The organism is Gilliamella sp. ESL0443, assembly GCF_019469165.1.
GTDB classification, from domain to species: domain Bacteria; phylum Pseudomonadota; class Gammaproteobacteria; order Enterobacterales; family Orbaceae; genus Gilliamella; species Gilliamella apicola_E.
This window is the reverse complement of the sequence record NZ_CP048263.1, coordinates 1862290-1878297: the sequence shown is the minus strand read 5'-3', so window position 1 is coordinate 1878297 and position 16008 is coordinate 1862290. Positions and strand designations below refer to the sequence as shown.

19 protein-coding genes and 1 CRISPR repeat array are annotated in these 16008 nt (G+C 33.1%); of the genes, 14 read left to right on the top strand and 5 right to left on the bottom strand.

What is annotated here, in order from left to right; genetic code table 11:
- Positions 1 to 10: 10 nt before the first annotated feature.
- Together cas1e and cas2e are read left to right on the top strand one after the other, a co-directional pair.
- Entirely contained in the window at positions 11 to 928 is a 918-nt protein-coding gene (gene cas1e, locus GYM76_RS08505) for a type I-E CRISPR-associated endonuclease Cas1e (protein WP_220225193.1), read from the top strand.
- Between the two features lie 2 nt (positions 929 to 930).
- Positions 931 to 1224, top strand: coding sequence for a type I-E CRISPR-associated endoribonuclease Cas2e (gene cas2e / locus GYM76_RS08500; protein ID WP_220225192.1), 294 nt, complete (start codon positions 931 to 933; stop codon positions 1222 to 1224).
- An 84-nt stretch (positions 1225 to 1308) separates the two neighbouring features.
- A CRISPR array of direct repeats spans positions 1309 to 2314; the repeat unit is 29 nt; unit sequence GAGTTCCCTGTATACACAGGGATAAACCG.
- Between the two features lie 83 nt (positions 2315 to 2397).
- On the opposite strand, the gene GYM76_RS08495 is transcribed toward cas2e, so the two are convergent.
- The 4 genes from GYM76_RS08495 to GYM76_RS08480 all read right to left on the bottom strand — a co-directional run bounded on the left by GYM76_RS08495 (position 2398) and on the right by GYM76_RS08480 (position 4981).
- Positions 2398 to 2928, bottom strand: a complete 531-nt coding sequence (locus GYM76_RS08495; protein ID WP_220225191.1) for a hypothetical protein — start codon at positions 2926 to 2928, stop codon at positions 2398 to 2400.
- Positions 2929 to 3201: 273 nt separating this feature from the next.
- Positions 3202 to 3732, bottom strand: coding sequence for a hypothetical protein (locus GYM76_RS08490; RefSeq protein ID WP_220225190.1), 531 nt, complete (start codon positions 3730 to 3732; stop codon positions 3202 to 3204).
- Between the two features lie 99 nt (positions 3733 to 3831).
- Complete coding sequence (locus GYM76_RS08485; RefSeq protein ID WP_220225189.1) at positions 3832 to 4329, bottom strand: hypothetical protein; 498 nt, start codon at positions 4327 to 4329, stop codon at positions 3832 to 3834.
- A 172-nt stretch (positions 4330 to 4501) separates the two neighbouring features.
- Entirely contained in the window at positions 4502 to 4981 is a 480-nt protein-coding gene (locus GYM76_RS08480; protein ID WP_220225188.1) for a hypothetical protein, read from the bottom strand.
- Between the two features lie 461 nt (positions 4982 to 5442).
- Here GYM76_RS08480 and tmk point away from each other — a divergent pair, with 461 nt between their 5' ends.
- The 8 genes from tmk to yciH all read left to right on the top strand — a co-directional run bounded on the left by tmk (position 5443) and on the right by yciH (position 12040).
- Positions 5443 to 6069 carry a dTMP kinase gene (tmk, locus tag GYM76_RS08475; RefSeq protein ID WP_065562405.1) on the top strand — a complete coding sequence of 209 codons (627 nt, stop codon included), beginning with the start codon at positions 5443 to 5445 and terminating at the stop codon, positions 6067 to 6069.
- An 11-nt stretch (positions 6070 to 6080) separates the two neighbouring features.
- Positions 6081 to 7070 carry a DNA polymerase III subunit delta' gene (gene holB / locus GYM76_RS08470; protein ID WP_220225187.1) on the top strand — a complete coding sequence of 330 codons (990 nt, stop codon included), beginning with the start codon at positions 6081 to 6083 and terminating at the stop codon, positions 7068 to 7070.
- Positions 7071 to 7128: 58 nt separating this feature from the next.
- Positions 7129 to 8529 (top strand): MBOAT family protein, encoded by a 1401-nt coding sequence (locus tag GYM76_RS08465; protein WP_220225186.1) that lies wholly within the window; start codon positions 7129 to 7131, stop codon positions 8527 to 8529.
- Between the two features lie 18 nt (positions 8530 to 8547).
- Positions 8548 to 9360, top strand: coding sequence for a hypothetical protein (locus GYM76_RS08460; protein ID WP_220225185.1), 813 nt, complete (start codon positions 8548 to 8550; stop codon positions 9358 to 9360).
- A gap of 112 nt (positions 9361 to 9472) precedes the next feature.
- A complete protein-coding gene (locus GYM76_RS08455; RefSeq protein ID WP_220225184.1) occupies positions 9473 to 9838 on the top strand; it encodes a hypothetical protein in 366 nt (121 codons plus the stop codon).
- Positions 9831 to 11006 carry a hypothetical protein gene (locus GYM76_RS08450; protein ID WP_220225183.1) on the top strand — a complete coding sequence of 392 codons (1176 nt, stop codon included), beginning with the start codon at positions 9831 to 9833 and terminating at the stop codon, positions 11004 to 11006. Before GYM76_RS08455 ends, GYM76_RS08450 begins: the two co-directional genes overlap by 8 nt.
- 3 nt (positions 11007 to 11009) lie before the next feature.
- The gene (gene pyrF / locus GYM76_RS08445; RefSeq protein ID WP_065562401.1) at positions 11010 to 11714 is read left to right on the top strand and encodes an orotidine-5'-phosphate decarboxylase; all 705 of its coding nucleotides are present in this window, start codon (positions 11010 to 11012) and stop codon (positions 11712 to 11714) included.
- Positions 11715 to 11719: 5 nt separating this feature from the next.
- Positions 11720 to 12040, top strand: coding sequence for a stress response translation initiation inhibitor YciH (yciH, locus tag GYM76_RS08440; RefSeq protein ID WP_220225182.1), 321 nt, complete (start codon positions 11720 to 11722; stop codon positions 12038 to 12040).
- Positions 12041 to 12096: 56 nt separating this feature from the next.
- Here yciH and tmaR read toward each other — a convergent pair whose 3' ends face one another.
- Complete coding sequence (gene tmaR / locus GYM76_RS08435; protein ID WP_065562399.1) at positions 12097 to 12417, bottom strand: PTS system regulator TmaR; 321 nt, start codon at positions 12415 to 12417, stop codon at positions 12097 to 12099.
- Positions 12418 to 12724: 307 nt separating this feature from the next.
- Between tmaR and accD the strand changes: the two genes are divergently transcribed.
- From accD to GYM76_RS08415, 4 genes are all read left to right on the top strand, one after another.
- On the top strand, positions 12725 to 13615 hold the full coding sequence (gene accD, locus GYM76_RS08430) for an acetyl-CoA carboxylase, carboxyltransferase subunit beta (RefSeq protein WP_220225181.1): 891 nt from the start codon (positions 12725 to 12727) through the stop codon (positions 13613 to 13615).
- A 3-nt stretch (positions 13616 to 13618) separates the two neighbouring features.
- On the top strand, positions 13619 to 14908 hold the full coding sequence (gene folC, locus GYM76_RS08425) for a bifunctional tetrahydrofolate synthase/dihydrofolate synthase (RefSeq protein ID WP_370632628.1): 1290 nt from the start codon (positions 13619 to 13621) through the stop codon (positions 14906 to 14908).
- The gene (locus tag GYM76_RS08420) at positions 14898 to 15452 is read left to right on the top strand and encodes an SPOR domain-containing protein (RefSeq protein WP_220225179.1); all 555 of its coding nucleotides are present in this window, start codon (positions 14898 to 14900) and stop codon (positions 15450 to 15452) included. Before folC ends, GYM76_RS08420 begins: the two co-directional genes overlap by 11 nt.
- A 70-nt stretch (positions 15453 to 15522) precedes the next feature.
- Positions 15523 to 16008, top strand: a complete 486-nt coding sequence (locus tag GYM76_RS08415; RefSeq protein ID WP_065562475.1) for a CvpA family protein — start codon at positions 15523 to 15525, stop codon at positions 16006 to 16008.

Genomic DNA, 16008 nt, shown 5'->3' with positions numbered 1-16008 from the left:
GATATTTAATATGGTGTATATTCCACTGAATCCTATTCCTTTAAAAAATAGAACATCAATGATCTTTCTCCAATATGGACAAATTGATGTTTTAGATGGTGCTTTTGTATTAATAGATAAAACAGGCATTAGAACCCACATTCCAGTTGGCTCTATCGCTTGTATTATGCTTGAACCAGGTACACGCGTATCGCATGCTGCGGTTAGATTAGCAGCTACCGTGGGAACTCTGTTAGTATGGGTGGGTGAGGCTGGTGTCAGAATGTATTCGTCAGGTCAACCAGGCGGTGCTCGATCGGATAAACTACTTTATCAAGCCAAATTAGCCTTGGATGATGAACTTCGTTTAAAAGTTGTTAAAAAGATGTTTGAACTACGATTTGGTGAACCGGCTCCTAGCCGACGTTCTGTTGAACAACTACGAGGAGTTGAAGGTGCTCGTGTACGTGCAACTTATGCATTATTAGCTAAAAAGTATCGTGTTAAGTGGCATGGACGTAAATATGATCCTAAAGATTGGCAAAAAGGAGATACAGTCAATCAATGTATTAGTGCTGCCACTTCTTGTCTCTATGGTATTACTGAAGCAGCAGTTTTGGCGGCTGGTTATGCGCCTGCTATCGGTTTTGTGCATAGCGGAAAACCGCTATCTTTTGTTTATGATATTGCTGATATTATAAAATTTGATACGGTAGTTCCGAAAGCGTTTGAAATTGCTGCCCAAAATAGAGCTGATCCCGATCGTGAAGTGCGTATTGCTTGTCGTGAAATTTTTAGAAGTCAAAAAACATTAGCGACATTAATTCCACTTATTGAAGAGGTATTATCCGCTGGAGGGATTGAGCCTCCACCACCTCCAGATGATGTACCACCACCTGCGATACCAGAACCACAATCACTTGCCGATAGTGGCTTTAGGAGCCATTAATCATGAGTATGAGTGTTGTCGTTACAGAAAATGTACCACCTAGATTAAGAGGACGCTTAGCTATATGGTTATTAGAAATCAGAGCCGGTGTTTACATAGGCGATATTTCCAGACCGGTAAGGGAGATGATTTGGCAACAAATCATCGAGCTTGCTGAAGAAGGTAATGTTGTACTTGCTTGGGCAACCAATACTGAATCTGGATTTGACTTCCAAACTTATGGTACCAACAGAAGAGTGCCGGTAGAACTCGATGGACTCAGATTGGTCTCTTTTTTACCTATTGAAAATCAATAAGTTAAAGTTCTTTAAAAATTCAAAAAATCTGGTAGAATTTTATGGTCGCTATAAGTTTAAATAAAACAAATAGCTACGTTTAGAGAGTTCCCTGTATACACAGGGATAAACCGATTGGAGTGAGAATATTGCTTGTTTCTATAGTGAGTTCCCTGTATACACAGGGATAAACCGCATGGGTGGCGTTACAGGCCTCGATTACAATTGAGTTCCCTGTATACACAGGGATAAACCGTAAAATTTTACCATCTTCTGTTATCAAGAAAAGAGTTCCCTGTATACACAGGGATAAACCGCGGAGGCGATTCGTTCCCAACATCGAGGGGATGAGTTCCCTGTATACACAGGGATAAACCGGGTGATGGGATGTCTTTACAGTAAGCCTCAACAGAGTTCCCTGTATACACAGGGATAAACCGTCTACTCATGAATAAGACCTTCTAAACAGATCGAGTTCCCTGTATACACAGGGATAAACCGACACGATTTATGATGTTGATTTACCCATCCCAGAGTTCCCTGTATACACAGGGATAAACCGACGACACCGCGCTTTCATTCAATGTTGGTGAGGAGTTCCCTGTATACACAGGGATAAACCGTTTGCTTTTTTCTCTCAACCTTGCGCTTATAGGAGTTCCCTGTATACACAGGGATAAACCGGAGATATAAATGTCCAAAATTCAGGTCAATGAGAGTTCCCTGTATACACAGGGATAAACCGAAATCACATAACTGAATTACTTGCCCGCCAACGAGTTCCCTGTATACACAGGGATAAACCGCTGGCGATCGAGTTTCATTTTTTTCAATTTTAGAGTTCCCTGTATACACAGGGATAAACCGCCGAATTTAAAAAATCATCGCCTGATACACTCGAGTTCCCTGTATACACAGGGATAAACCGAATGAAAGAATGGATCAAATAACAATAAATAGGAGTTCCCTGTATACACAGGGATAAACCGATGAATTTGCAAATATCAAAAATATTTCAGCAGAGTTCCCTGTATACACAGGGATAAACCGGGAATTTAACTCCAGTCAGACTGAGCAGTCCGGAGTTCCCTGTATACACAGGTATAACCATTATCTATATCATAAAAACTCAATATATAAAAATCATGGCATTTGAAATTTTCAGAATATCTAGAATTGTTAATTCATTAGGGATCATTTCAATTTTTTATCCATGTTTTCGTAGATCTTAATTGGCTTAATGGGGATTAATGTTTTATCTTTTACTTCAAACTCAGAATTATTACTGGAAACAACTATTATCTGTCCTCTTTCTAAGTTAAAATCTAAAAGTGCATATGGTTCTACAAAACCTAAAAGAGAAAACTCCCTATCCCTGTTATCCGGAGGAAATTCGTAATAGACAACTTTTTTATTATATACGTATGCAACTGTATTAGAAAGATGTTGAGCTATTCCAAAGTCAGGATTCTCATCAGAAAATTCTACTTTTTTGACATCAATATTTTGTTCCCGCATTAATGTAATATAAAGTCCACTAATACTGCCACTGATTAACCAAACTTCATCCCATTTAAAATTGGTATAATCAGAGAGTTTTATGGTTTGAGGGTGATTTTCTTCTATATCTTTTAATGCTTTTTCTAAAGGTCTTTCACTATTGCAACTGGTTAATGTTACTATTAATATGAATGTTATTACTAATAGTATTATTATTTTATTCATTTTTTATTTCTTAATATTCTTTTGCTTTAGGTATGGCCATAAACCAGACTATGTCTTCTTGTTTAACCTCTAAATTGCTTAAAATAAATCGAAAGTATTTTCATAGTACCCATAACGATTCATTAGGTTAACAGCTAGTTTGAGTGCGTTGTATTATTTATTCGATAACTTGGTTTGGACTGCTTGCCATTTTCCACTTCCTGTTTTTTTCGCTTTCCATAAACCATGTTCATGATAATAATCTAACACTTTGTCTGATAATTCATTATCGGTTTATTTCAATTTTTCATCCATTTTTTCATAGATCTTAATTGGCTTAATGGGGATTAATGTTTTATCTTTTACTTCAAACTCAGAATTATTACTGGAAACAACTATTATCTGTCCTCTTTCTAAGTTAAAATCTAAAAGTGCATATGGTTCTACAAAACCTAAAAGAGAAAACTCCCTATCCCTGTTATCCGGAGGAAATTCGTAATAGACAACTTTTTTATTATATACATACACTACAGCATCAGAATGCTCTTGATATTTACCAAAATTAGGATTTTTATCAGAAAATTCTACTTTCTTAACATTAATATTTTGTTCCCGCATTAATGTAATATAACGTCCGCTAATATTGCCATAGATTAACCAAACTTCATCCCATTTAAAATTGGTATAATCAGAGAGTTTTATGGTTTGAGGGTGATTTTCTTCTATATCTTTTAATGCTTTTTCTAAAGGTCTTTCACTGTTGCAACTGTTTAATGTTACTATTGATATGAATGTTATCACTAATAGTATTATTATTTTATTCATTTCTAATTTCTTAATATTTTTTTGCTTTAGGTATGGCCATAAACCAGACTATGTCTTCTTGTTTAACCTCTAAATTGTTTAAAACAATTTGTTAGCAGTTTATTTCAGTTTTTTATCCATATTTTCATAGATCTTAATTGGCTTAATGGGGATTAATGTTTTGCCTTTTACTTCACACTCAGAATTATTACTTGAAAGAACTATAATTTGTCCTCTTTCTAAATTAAAATCTAAAAGTGAAAATGGCTCGGCAAAACCAAAAATCTCACCATCCCTATTATCCGGAGGGAATTCGTAATAAACAACTTTTTTATTATATATGTACACTATAGTATTTGAAAATTCCTTCCACATTTTGATAGTATCATCTATTCTCTCCACATTAATATTTTGATCTCTCATGAGGTTTAAATAACTTACACCAACATTTCCATAGATTAACCATGCTTCATCCCATTTAAAATTAGTATAATCAGATAATGTTATGGTTTTAGGATGATTGTTTTTTATATCTTTTAAAACCTTTTCTAAAGGTGTTTTGTTACAATTGGTTAGAAATAAACACATAAATAATAATAGTATGATTTTTTTAATCATTTGGCATTCCTTACTCATTATTTTTTATCATCCAAATTGACATATCATATTTTCTATTATCAATATTTGATGAACCCCAAATTCTAGACTCAAGAGGTTCGCCTTTCTGACATCCTGATTATATGAAAAATAACAAAAGAAGTAATTTTTTGATAAATTAATAATTCATTATCTATTTAATTATAGGTGTTAATTTATAATAATTCCCTTGCAAAGAATCTTTGTTTATCTTAAAAATACTTTTTTCTCTAGGCCATAGATAATCTATTTTAAAGATAGTTTTTCCATCCTTTATATTATCAAAATAGTACTTGTTATTATCCGGAAAAACATCTACATAAATAACATCATTTTTATAAATAAAATATATTACTTCAGTCCAAGATTCAGTTTCTCTTAATACTTTTATATTTTGAATATTATTCGTTGAAATTCCTTTTTGATTTAATATAGAGCCCGTTTTTTTTATATCTCTTGCTGTAATAATTATGAAATAATCCCAGTTAAAGTTTGTGAAATTATATAATACTAATGTATCTGATGAATTTGCATTATCCAAAAAACTGTCAATTTTTTCTAAAGGTGTTTTGTTGCAACTGGTTAATGTTACTATTGACATAAATGCGACTAATAGTAGGAGTATTTTTTTCATTTTTTGGCATTCCAGATTAATTTTGTTTTATATTCTTGTTCAGGTATGGTTGGAAATCCGCCTAATGATTTTATAATCTAAAAATTTTATTTTCTCTAGCAACACAGTGTTAAATACTAATTCATAATACTATGAATTGCTTACTAAACAAATGATAAGTGAGTGAAAAATACCAATCGATATCGCTTTTTTAGAAGGCGATAAATACAAAGTTCATATACTCAATGATTTTCCTATTAATGAACAACATCAAACTATTTTTATTTTGATTTATTTCGATCTTATAAACGAATCGCTAATAAGTAAACAGGATGTTCTACTATGTCGGTATATTAAAAAGTACTCATATTTGATAACTATTAACAAGGTATTTACGATACGAACTAAAATAATTGGTAAAAATAGCGTACAATAGCGCAATGTTTACTCGTTCATCAGCTTAATTAGTTTAGGAAATAAGTATGACAGGCAAATTTATTGTCATCGAAGGTTTGGAAGGCGCCGGTAAAACGACAGCCATAAATACTGTTGCGCGTGTTTTGAATCAACATCATATTTGCGATCTGCAATTTACTCGTGAACCGGGTGGTACGCCGATTGCTGAAGCATTGCGTAATATTATTAAAAATGGTTTAGATAATGAGCCATTAACTGATAAAGCTGAATTACTTATGTTATATGCTGCGCGTATTCAATTAGTTGATAACGTGATTAAGCCTGCACTGAAAATGGGGAAATGGGTCATTGGTGATCGACATGATTTATCTACTCAAGCTTATCAAGGTGGCGGACGAGAGTTAGACAGAGTTTTTATCGAAACACTACACTCTCAGGTTTTAGGTAATTTTAAACCAGACTTAACGTTGTATTTAGATATTTCACCAGAACTTGGATTGATGAGGGCCAGATCTCGAGGGCAACTTGATCGTATTGAACAACAATCACTACCTTTTTTTGAGCGAATTCGTCAGCGTTATTTAGAGTTAGCTGAAAATGATAACACTATCATTACTATTGATGCATCAAAATCAATTACAGAAGTGACAGCTCAAATTGAAACAACATTAAATTCATGGTTAACAAATTAGGTTTCGATTTTATGATTTTCAACGAATATCCATGGCTTAAATTACCTTTTGAACAGTTAGCAGAAACGATTGTTAATCATCGTGCTCATCATGCTTTGTTAATCAATTATATTCAAGGTAGTGGCGAAGAAGAATTAATCAACTTAATAGCTAATCGATTACTCTGTCAATCTTCAAAACAGTTGGAACCATGCGGTAAATGTCATAGTTGTCAGTTATTTTTATCTCAACATCATCCTGATTATTACCAAATAACAAATGCACAGGGAAAACAATCGATTGGTATTGATCAAATACGGAATATTTCTACAAAAATCTATGAAAAATCCCAACAGGGCGGTAATAAGGTCATCTGGATTAGACATGCTGCTTTTATGACAGAAGCCGCTGCAAATGCATTGCTTAAAACGTTAGAAGAACCTCCAGAAAATACCTATTTTATTTTAAGTGATAACCATAATAGTCAATTTTTACCTACAATTCATAGCCGTTGTTTTTGTTATTTTTTAAAAATACCCAAAATAGAAGAATCTATTAATTGGTTAAAAAAGATACATAATGATTTATACAGTGATAATGAGCTTGCCACTGCTCTGTTATTGAGTGAAAATGCGCCACTAAATGCAGCTCTTCTGTTGCAACCCGAAAATTGGCAACAACGAAAATTATTTTGTGAAAACTTGTTAAATGTCTTGCCACAAAACAATTTTTGGCAATTAGCAAAGACATTTAATCATGAGGAATTTTTTGAGCGTATCACTTGGTTTTGTGCATTGCTAGGTGATGCGTTAAAAGCTAAACAGAAAGTTGGTCGATATATTGTGAATCGTGATCAGGTTCCGTTAGTTAGGCTACTTGCCACAAAAAGTAATGATGAAATTATTTCGCTTTATCAACTGTGGTTAAAGGCAAAAAACTTGTTATCGATAAATGGGTTAAATAGGGAGTTGATTGTCTATAATGTTCTAGCTCAATCACAATTAATTGGGTATCAGAAATAGACTTTATAGAATAATAAAATTTTAGGTCAATAGTAGATTTACATATGAAAGGATTGCAGTGAGTTATTTATCAATTGAGTTTGGTCTAATTTTTGTAGTTCTCTTTGCTATATATTGGGCTTTTAGATTATTACCAAAATTCCAAAATAATTTACTTTTGATTTCAAGTTACCTTATTGTTGCTAGTTATAGTGTTCAATTTGCTGTTATCCTTTTTAGCTACACTTGCGTGATATATTTCTTTTCAATAATGATTGCAACGTCTAAACAACACGCAAAAATATGGCTGGTTTTAGGATTAAGTGCCGCAATAATCAATTTAGCATTGTTCAAATATTTTGATTTTTTTCGATATGAATTACAGTCATTGCTTAACTATTTAAATTTATCTATATTATTGCCAGCAATAACCATTTTTATTCCAATAGGCATCTCCTTTTATACGTTCCACTCGGTAAGCTATTTAGTTTCGATAAAAAAGAAAGAATTACCTGTTGCTAAATTCTGGGATTTTGCCTTATTTTTATCCTTTTTTCCTTGTATAATTGCGGGTCCAATTAATCGAGCAAAAACATTTATTCCACAAATTGTGGTTAGTCAACCTAGAGAGATTTTAGAACCCTTTCGGGCATTTACGTTACTTATTCTGTCCGTGATAAAAGTTTATTGTTTAGGTGGATTAATTAGCGAAAACTGGATAACTCCGATTTTTTCAAATCCATTAGAATACAGTACTCTTGATTTATTGGTAGGCTTATACGGTTATGCTATACAAATTTACCTGAATTTTTCTGGTTATACCGACCTTGTTACAGGTATTGCTTTATTATTAGGTTTTCGACTTCCTATCAACTTCAACTTTCCTTATTTAGCCTGTAATGTCCGCGAATTTTGGGAACGTTGGCATATTAGTTTATCTCATTGGATCCGCGATTATATTTATATCCCTCTTGGTGGCAATCGTCGTGGTTTTATTCGCACTCAAATTAATGTTATGTCAGCTATGTTATTGTCAGGTTTATGGCATGGAGCTGGGATTAATTTTGTTATTTGGGGTGGATGTCATGGTTTGGGGATTATTGTTCTTAATATATTAGATTGTTATATGGGAAGAAGCTGGATTACTCAACGTTCCCCAATTATTGCTAGATTAATTACTTGGCATTATATCTGTTTTACTTGGTTATTTTTTTATTGTGTAAGCTTACCTGACGCATTAGATTATTTGACGGCTCTAGGTCATAACTTTTTAATTGAGTCACATTATATTGAGGTATTTCTAAGTATATGTGTCATATTTTTGTTATACCCATTATTTAAAAATATTCCTGATTGGTGCTCTTTACAACTTAGCAAAATAAATAGGATTTATTTGCCTATCATTTTTATATTTATATTATGGCTAACTATCTACTTTGCACCATCTGGAATGCCAAATTTTATTTATGCTAATTTTTGATTATGATGAACAATAAAAATGAAATATAAAAAAACATTATCAAAAAATAGACGAAGAAATAGGCCTCAAAAAAATAGGCAACAAATTGATTTGTTCGAAAATGGCTTACATGAGCAATCAAGAAAGCATAATGCTAAGACTAAAGTATCAGAAGCTGCAATAACTCAAAAAGAATCACTTTCACCTAAATATGTTTTTATTATGCTATTGATTACCGCAATAGCATTAATAGCAATTTATCACAAATCGGTATTAATTTATTGGCAACAAACGTATCATCATGATCTCTTTAATTCAGGAAGTATGACCCAAAAAATGGATCTAGACGATTCTGATGGCCGAGTAGAAGAATATTCGAAAGATGTAGTTATTGATGAAAATAATGTCATTAGATCCATTGATGATGAGTCACATTTAAACCAACCAGTAACAAATGTGTTAGTTATTTCACCATCCGAAATGGTTAATATTAAAAAAGATAAAAAAAGGCAAAAAATTCATGTTCAACCAATATCAATTAAGCAAGAAAATACTAAATTAAGCAAAACTAAGTTTGATGGAACGCCAGAAACTGAACAGATAGATACCGAAGCTAAAGATGAAGCACCTAAAATTCAAAATATTCCATTAATTCATGAGCCCTTACCGATTGTATTAACTCAAAATGACAAAGTATTGTTTGTTGGCGACTCTTTGATGCAAGGCGTTGCACCATATGTTAAAAAAATGTTATTTAAACAATATAAAATAGAAAGTGTGAATCTAAGCAAACAAAGTACTGACTGGACTCGCTTATCCAAAGGCTTTCAATTGGCCAAAAACAATCAATGATAATTTAATTGCCGATCCTTCTATCAAGTTACTTGTTGTTTTTTTAGGACCTAATGATCCTTGGGACTTTCCTGTAAAAGGTTATGCTAAATACGTTAAATTTAAATCCGAGTTGTGGGAAGAACAATACCGTTTACGTATCGCCACAATTTTAAATAGTGCTAGTGAACATAATGTTCAAGTGCTTTGGCTGGCTGCTCCTTGTATGCGCAAACCGCAACTAAATTTAGGGATGGTTTATTTAAATACGCTGTATCAATCTGAAGTAGAAAAGAGACAACAACACTTTTTAACAACCAACCAATTATTAGGTTGTACTTATGAAACATTTAATAGTTTTATTGAATCTAATAAAGATAAAATAAAAGTTAGAGTTGATGATGGAATCCATTTTACACCTATAGGCCAAAAAATTTTAGCTAAAGCAATTATGGATAAAATCATTTTTAAACAATTAGAGGATGACGATAGTGATTAAACTTTTAAAGTATATTATTACTATAGTGACTATCACTGTTTCAGTAGGATGCAGTGTAGCAGAAAGTAAAACAGATGCACAATCTACTGTTGTTGACTTTGGTGACCCAAATGCAAAGCAATTTGCTCAACGTTTAAATTCCTTAGCTAGAAATAGAAATGGTAACCAAGTCGTTAATATTACACAATTTGGAGATTCGCATTCAGCAGCAGATTTTTTTACTGGTGAATTTCGAACATTAATGCAACAAAAATATGGTGATGCCGGAATTGGTTGGGTTACACCTGTTGCCATTAAAGGTCAAAACCATACAGCAGTTGGTTGGAAAGTAAAAGATTGGCGTGTAATAAGTAGCCGTACAGTAAGTGACGTAGATTTTCCTATGGGTGGATTTATTGCAAAAGCGACTAACGATTCAGCCACTATACAAATAATACCAAAAAGTTTAGATAACAAAAATTGGCAAGTAAAATTAACCTTCAGAGCATTGAAAAATACCCCTAATTTATTGAGTATTTATGATGCTGATGGTAAAAAAATAAATATAAGTTATTTACCCAAAAGTAGTGTTTGGCAAACGGTGTCATTTGTGACTAAAAACCCTTTTACGATTAAAGGAAACCGCGATGTTGAAATTGGAGGAATTTGGTTAAATCGCTCAAAAAAATCAGGGGTTATTGTATCTTCAATTGCAACTAATGGCGCTAAACAGAGCATATGGCAAAAATGGGGTTCAAGTTGGTTGAAAGAATTATCTGCTTCAAAAAGTGATTTAGTTATTCTTGAATACGGAACAAATGAAAGTTTTGATGAAACTTTAGATGTTAATGGTTACCGCAAAAACTTAGTGAATAATATTCGCCAAATTCGTAGAGTATTACCTAATGCAGCCATTTTATTGATGACACCACCAGATACAATGGTAAATGAAAATAAGATCCCTAAATCATTTTCAGCAATTATGAGTATTCAAAAGCAAGTAGCTAAATCTGAAAGGACACTATATTGGAATTGGCAAGCAGCTATGGGGGGAGCTGGTTCAGTTAAAGTTTGGCAAAAACGTGGACTGACTCGACCAGATTTAGTACATCAAACCTTACAAGGCTACAAAGAAAGTGCTAAAATTTTCTATACTGGTTTTAATGAGTTTATAAAAAGGAACAAATAAGTTATGTCATCTCCAATCATTGTTGCTGTTGATTTTTCAGATACTAAGTCAGCATGGAACTTTATAGACCAAGTTGATCCAAAAGATTGTCGTCTTAAAATAGGCAAAGAATTATTTACTCATGCAGGTCCTGACTTTATTAGGCAAATAAAACAAAAAGGATTTGATATCTTTTTAGATCTTAAATTCCATGATATTCCGAATACTGTTGCCAAAGCAGTAGCTGCTGCTGCTGATTTAGGTGTTTGGATGACAAATGTTCATGCTAGTGGTGGTGTTCGTATGATGGAAGCTGCAAAAGATGCGCTTTATTCATACGGTAAGGATGCACCAATGTTAATCGCAGTGACTGTATTAACGAGTATGGAGTCTTCTGATCTTAAAGAAATAGGTATTAACGTTTCACCATTAGAGCAAGCAACGAAGCTGGCATTACTGGCAAAGAATTGCGGACTCGATGGAGTTGTATGTTCTGCTAAAGAAGTACAAAGTTTTAGAACTAGACTAGGAAGTGATTTTAAATTAGTTACTCCAGGAATTCGTCCAGCAGGATCAACACCTGATGATCAGCGCCGTATTATGACACCCCAACGCGCACAAGCTGCTGGTTCAGATTATTTAGTTATTGGGCGTCCTATTACTCAAGCGGAAGACCCAACCAAAGCATTACATACTATTTTAACAACACTAGATTTATCAAAGAGTTAATAATTATGTCTGATAACGCTATTGTTTATTCAACTGAACACGGTCGAATTACGCCAAAGCAGGCTGCTAAACCTCGTATTAAAGGCGATGGTTTTATCCGTATTTCACGCCAGACATCAGGGCGTAAAGGTAAAGGAGTTTGTGTTATTGAGGGATTCGATTTAGAGGATTCTCAGTTGATGCAATTAGCTGCTGAGCTGAAAAAGCGTTGTGGTTGTGGAGGTTCAGTTAAAGACGGAAAAATTGAAATTCAAGGCGACAAACGTGAACTATTAAAATCATTATTAGAAGATAAAGATTTTAAAGTTAAATTTGCTGGCGGTTAATTGATTAAAAATAATAACGCCCTATTGAGAAAAAGGGCGTTGTTATTCAAAAAACATTAATTAGAACGGTAACTTCGCATTTTTTTGCTGATTTCACGTCTTTCTTTAGATATTTCAGCATTTTTGATTATATAATCATCAACACGATCATCATAATCACTCTTCATATTAGCAATAATAGCTTGAAGTTCTTCATAAGTCATATCAGGTTTAATGTAATCACTTAAATTTTCAAGTAATAGCACACGTTTTTGGTTATCACGAATTTTTTTCTCGTTATCTGAAATTTCACGTTTTAATTTATTTAAACGACGTGATAAACGAATATATTCTAGTACATCTTGAAATGATGGTGCGGCTGATTTTTCCTTGTCCATCTATAACCCCTTATTTCTAAAAAATGGAAAACGATTCTGAGTTAATTATATACCAATAATTTTTTAAGGTCATACTAAATATACTTTTATTGAAAAATGTTAAATTTAAATATCAATCAAGCTTGCTGAGTTTTGTTTTAAATCAAATTTTTTGAAGTATGAAATAATAATATTTTTATAAAATTGTCGATAAATTTATCGATTTTCCTTCTAATTGCGATAAAAATAAAAACAACTATTAAGAATTATTGCAAAGTATTATACAATGTGTCGTTAATTGAAAAGAGTACCAAATGAGAGAATCATAATGAGCTGGATTGAAAAAATTCTGAGTAAAAATAATATATCGTCAGATCATAAAAAGGCAAATATTCCAGGTGGTGTTTGGACCAAATGTAGTAATTGTGAGCAGGTTATCTATCAAGCTGAACTTGATCGTAATTTAGAGGTTTGCCCAAAATGTGATCATCACATGCATATTCCTGCCCGTGTTCGTTTATATCGTTTTTTAGACGAAGGTTCTGATATAGAGATTGGTTCAGAACTTGCTCCCAAAGATATTTTAAAGTTTAAAGATACAAAAAAATATAAAGATCGTTTAGCAACTGCTCAAAAAGAAACGCATGAAAAAGAGGCCATGGTAGTAATGAAAGGCACATTACTGGGCATTCCAGTTGTTGTTGCCTGCTTTGAATTTGCTTTCATTGGTGGTTCGATGTCGTCTGTGGTTGGTGCTTTATTTACTCGAGCTGCAGAACAGGCAATTGAAGATAAGTGCCCATTAATCTGTTTTTCTACCAGCGGTGGAGCCCGAATGCAAGAAGCATTATTTTCATTAATGCAAATGGCAAAAACGAGTGCTATCTTAGCAAAAATGCAAGATGAAGGTTTACCTTATATTTCTGTGATGACCGATCCAACAATGGGTGGTGTATCTGCTAGTCTAGCGATGCTAGGTGATATTAATATTGCTGAACCTAAAGCGTTAATTGGTTTTGCGGGGCCTCGAGTAATTCAACAAACAGTGCGTGAAACACTGCCAGAAGGATTCCAACGTAGCGAGTTCTTATTAGAAAAAGGTGCGATTGATATGATTATTGATCGTCGTGATATGCGCCCTAAAATTGCAGGCCTGTTAGCTAAATTAATGCAACTCCCAGTTCCTTTTGATTCTATTGTTGATGATGAGACTATTTAATTAATCATGCGAACTGAAATTCCTGATGCCATGTCTAATCTTGAAACATGGCTTTCTTATTTGGAACAATTACATCCAACAACCATTGATTTAGGGCTTGAGCGTGTTAGAACAGTCGCAGAGCATCTAGATCTTTTACAGCCAGCCCCTTATGTTTTTACGGTGGCAGGAACTAATGGCAAAGGAACGACTTGTCGCACGCTTGAGATGATATTACTTGCTGCAAATAAGCGTGTTGGAGTTTACAGCTCTCCTCATTTAGTGCGTTTTACTGAAAGGGTTAGAATAAATAATCAAGAGTCAAAAGAACAAGACACAGTTGATGCATTTGTTGAAATTGAAAAAGCGAGAGGAAATATTTCCTTAACTTATTTTGAATATGCAACGTTAGCTGCATTATATCAATTTAAACAGGCTCAATTGGATGTAGTTATTCTAGAAGTAGGCTTAGGTGGAAGACTTGATGCCACCAATATTATTGATGCTGATATGGCAATTATTACCACAATCGGTATCGACCATGTAGAATATTTAGGTAATACTCGAGAAAGTATTGGTCGAGAAAAAGCAGGTATTTTTAAACCCAATAGTATTGCTATTGTTGGTGAGCCAGAGATACCATCATCTATTATAAATGTTGCTAAAACTGTGAATTGTCCTATTTATGTAGTTAATAAAGATTGGTCATATCAACAAATTGATGATTCATTATGGCAATTCATTTCACCGTTAAAACAGTATGATCAATTGCCTATTCCCAATGTGCCTTTAGCTAATGCTGCTACTGCAATAGCTGCGCTAACTTATTCTTCGCTTTCTATTAACCAGAATCAAATAATAAAGGGCCTTGAAAAAACAAATTTAATTGGAAGATTTCAAATAATACAGACATCACCAATTGTAATTGTTGATGTTGCACATAATCCTCATGCAGCTAACTATTTAGCTAACCAAATTAAGTTATTGGTAAACAAACAACCTACTATTGGTAAGATTAGGTTTGTGATTGGTATGTTGAAAGATAAAGATATTAAAAACACTCTATCTTTATTAAATGCTGATCAATGGTATTGTGCTTCACTTTATGGTGAGCGTGGGTGTAATGCTGAGGTATTAAAGCAGTATTTGCAAGATAATAAAGTAGAAAATATAACTACGTTTGAATCAGTTGATAATGCATATCAAAAGGCCATGCAAGATTCAAAAGAAGATGATATTATTGTCGTCTGTGGTTCATTTTATACTGTATCTGCCGTGTTAGATAAATTAGGCAAATGTAATCATGGGTACTAATCAAGAGAAAACTACTTCAAATAAAATTAGGAATCAACTAGTTGGTTTTGCTACATTATTGCTAATTATTGCTATAATTGCACCTAATATCATTACAGATAAATCTAATTTACATACGCCTACAATTCCTATTTTACAACCAGAAGTAGTAAATGAACAAAATCAAGTGATCACATCACAAAATGAGTCAACGATTAATGGCGGTTCACGATTTGAACAATCTTATACACCTGATTCCGATCAATATACTAGCTCTTTAGCATCACCTGATAATGATAATAGTGATTCTTCATCTATTTCTGAACAAACAGATAAGCCCTATATGATTCAACTTGGAGCATTAAAAAATAAGAAAAAAATTGAGGAATTAGTGGCATTATTAAGGCTAAACAATTATGACGTTAGAATCATTCCAAGTAATCCAGGACCTAATCAATTAATAAAATTACAGGTTGGTCCTTATGCAAAAAAAGAGCAAGCAGAACAATTGCTTAGTAACCTAAACAATTTAACAAAATTAAAAGGTGTTATTGTTACAAATTAAAAATTATTTTACTCTTTAGTGAGTACAAACATTAAATAAAAATATTAATATAAAATTGTGAGTTATTATGATGAATTGGGTTGATTATACGATTATTGGTGTGATTATTTTATCTGCACTAATTAGTATTATTAGAGGTTTTGTTAAAGAAGCGTTATCCCTAATAAGTTGGGTTCTGGCTTTTTTTATAGCAAGCCGTTTTTACATGCATATCACTAGTTACTTAACTTATTTTGATAGTGATGTAATTCGTATTGCTGTAGCTATCGCTATTTTATTTATTGCTACACTAATTGTGTGTGCCATTGTTTCTTATATTATTGGGCAATTGGTTCAAAAAACAGGACTATCAGGTACAGATCGCGTATTAGGTATTTGTTTTGGTGTATTAAGGGGTATTTTAGTTGTTGCGGCAGTGCTCTTTTTTGTCGATACTTTCACACCGTTATCCCAATCTCCTGAATGGGAGCAATCGCAGCTAATTCCGCATTTTCATTTTATTATTCGTTGGTTTTTTGATTTTATACAGCAGTCGTCTTCATTTTTAGTTCAATAA

Bases quoted from the DNA above. Each gene is read 5' to 3' on its own strand.
- cas1e (WP_220225193.1), top strand. From the start codon at position 11: ATGGTGTATATTCCACTGAATCCTATTCCTTTAAAAAATAGAACATCA.
- cas2e (WP_220225192.1), top strand. From the start codon at position 931: ATGAGTATGAGTGTTGTCGTTACAGAAAATGTACCACCTAGATTAAGA.
- GYM76_RS08495 (WP_220225191.1), bottom strand. From the start codon at position 2,928: ATGAATAAAATAATAATACTATTAGTAATAACATTCATATTAATAGTA.
- GYM76_RS08490 (WP_220225190.1), bottom strand. From the start codon at position 3,732: ATGAATAAAATAATAATACTATTAGTGATAACATTCATATCAATAGTA.
- GYM76_RS08485 (WP_220225189.1), bottom strand. From the start codon at position 4,329: ATGATTAAAAAAATCATACTATTATTATTTATGTGTTTATTTCTAACC.
- GYM76_RS08480 (WP_220225188.1), bottom strand. From the start codon at position 4,981: ATGAAAAAAATACTCCTACTATTAGTCGCATTTATGTCAATAGTAACA.
- tmk (WP_065562405.1), top strand. From the start codon at position 5,443: ATGACAGGCAAATTTATTGTCATCGAAGGTTTGGAAGGCGCCGGTAAA.
- holB (WP_220225187.1), top strand. From the start codon at position 6,081: ATGATTTTCAACGAATATCCATGGCTTAAATTACCTTTTGAACAGTTA.
- GYM76_RS08460 (WP_220225185.1), top strand. From the start codon at position 8,548: ATGAAATATAAAAAAACATTATCAAAAAATAGACGAAGAAATAGGCCT.
- pyrF (WP_065562401.1), top strand. From the start codon at position 11,010: ATGTCATCTCCAATCATTGTTGCTGTTGATTTTTCAGATACTAAGTCA.
- yciH (WP_220225182.1), top strand. From the start codon at position 11,720: ATGTCTGATAACGCTATTGTTTATTCAACTGAACACGGTCGAATTACG.
- tmaR (WP_065562399.1), bottom strand. From the start codon at position 12,417: ATGGACAAGGAAAAATCAGCCGCACCATCATTTCAAGATGTACTAGAA.
- accD (WP_220225181.1), top strand. From the start codon at position 12,725: ATGAGCTGGATTGAAAAAATTCTGAGTAAAAATAATATATCGTCAGAT.
- GYM76_RS08420 (WP_220225179.1), top strand. From the start codon at position 14,898: ATGGGTACTAATCAAGAGAAAACTACTTCAAATAAAATTAGGAATCAA.
- GYM76_RS08415 (WP_065562475.1), top strand. From the start codon at position 15,523: ATGAATTGGGTTGATTATACGATTATTGGTGTGATTATTTTATCTGCA.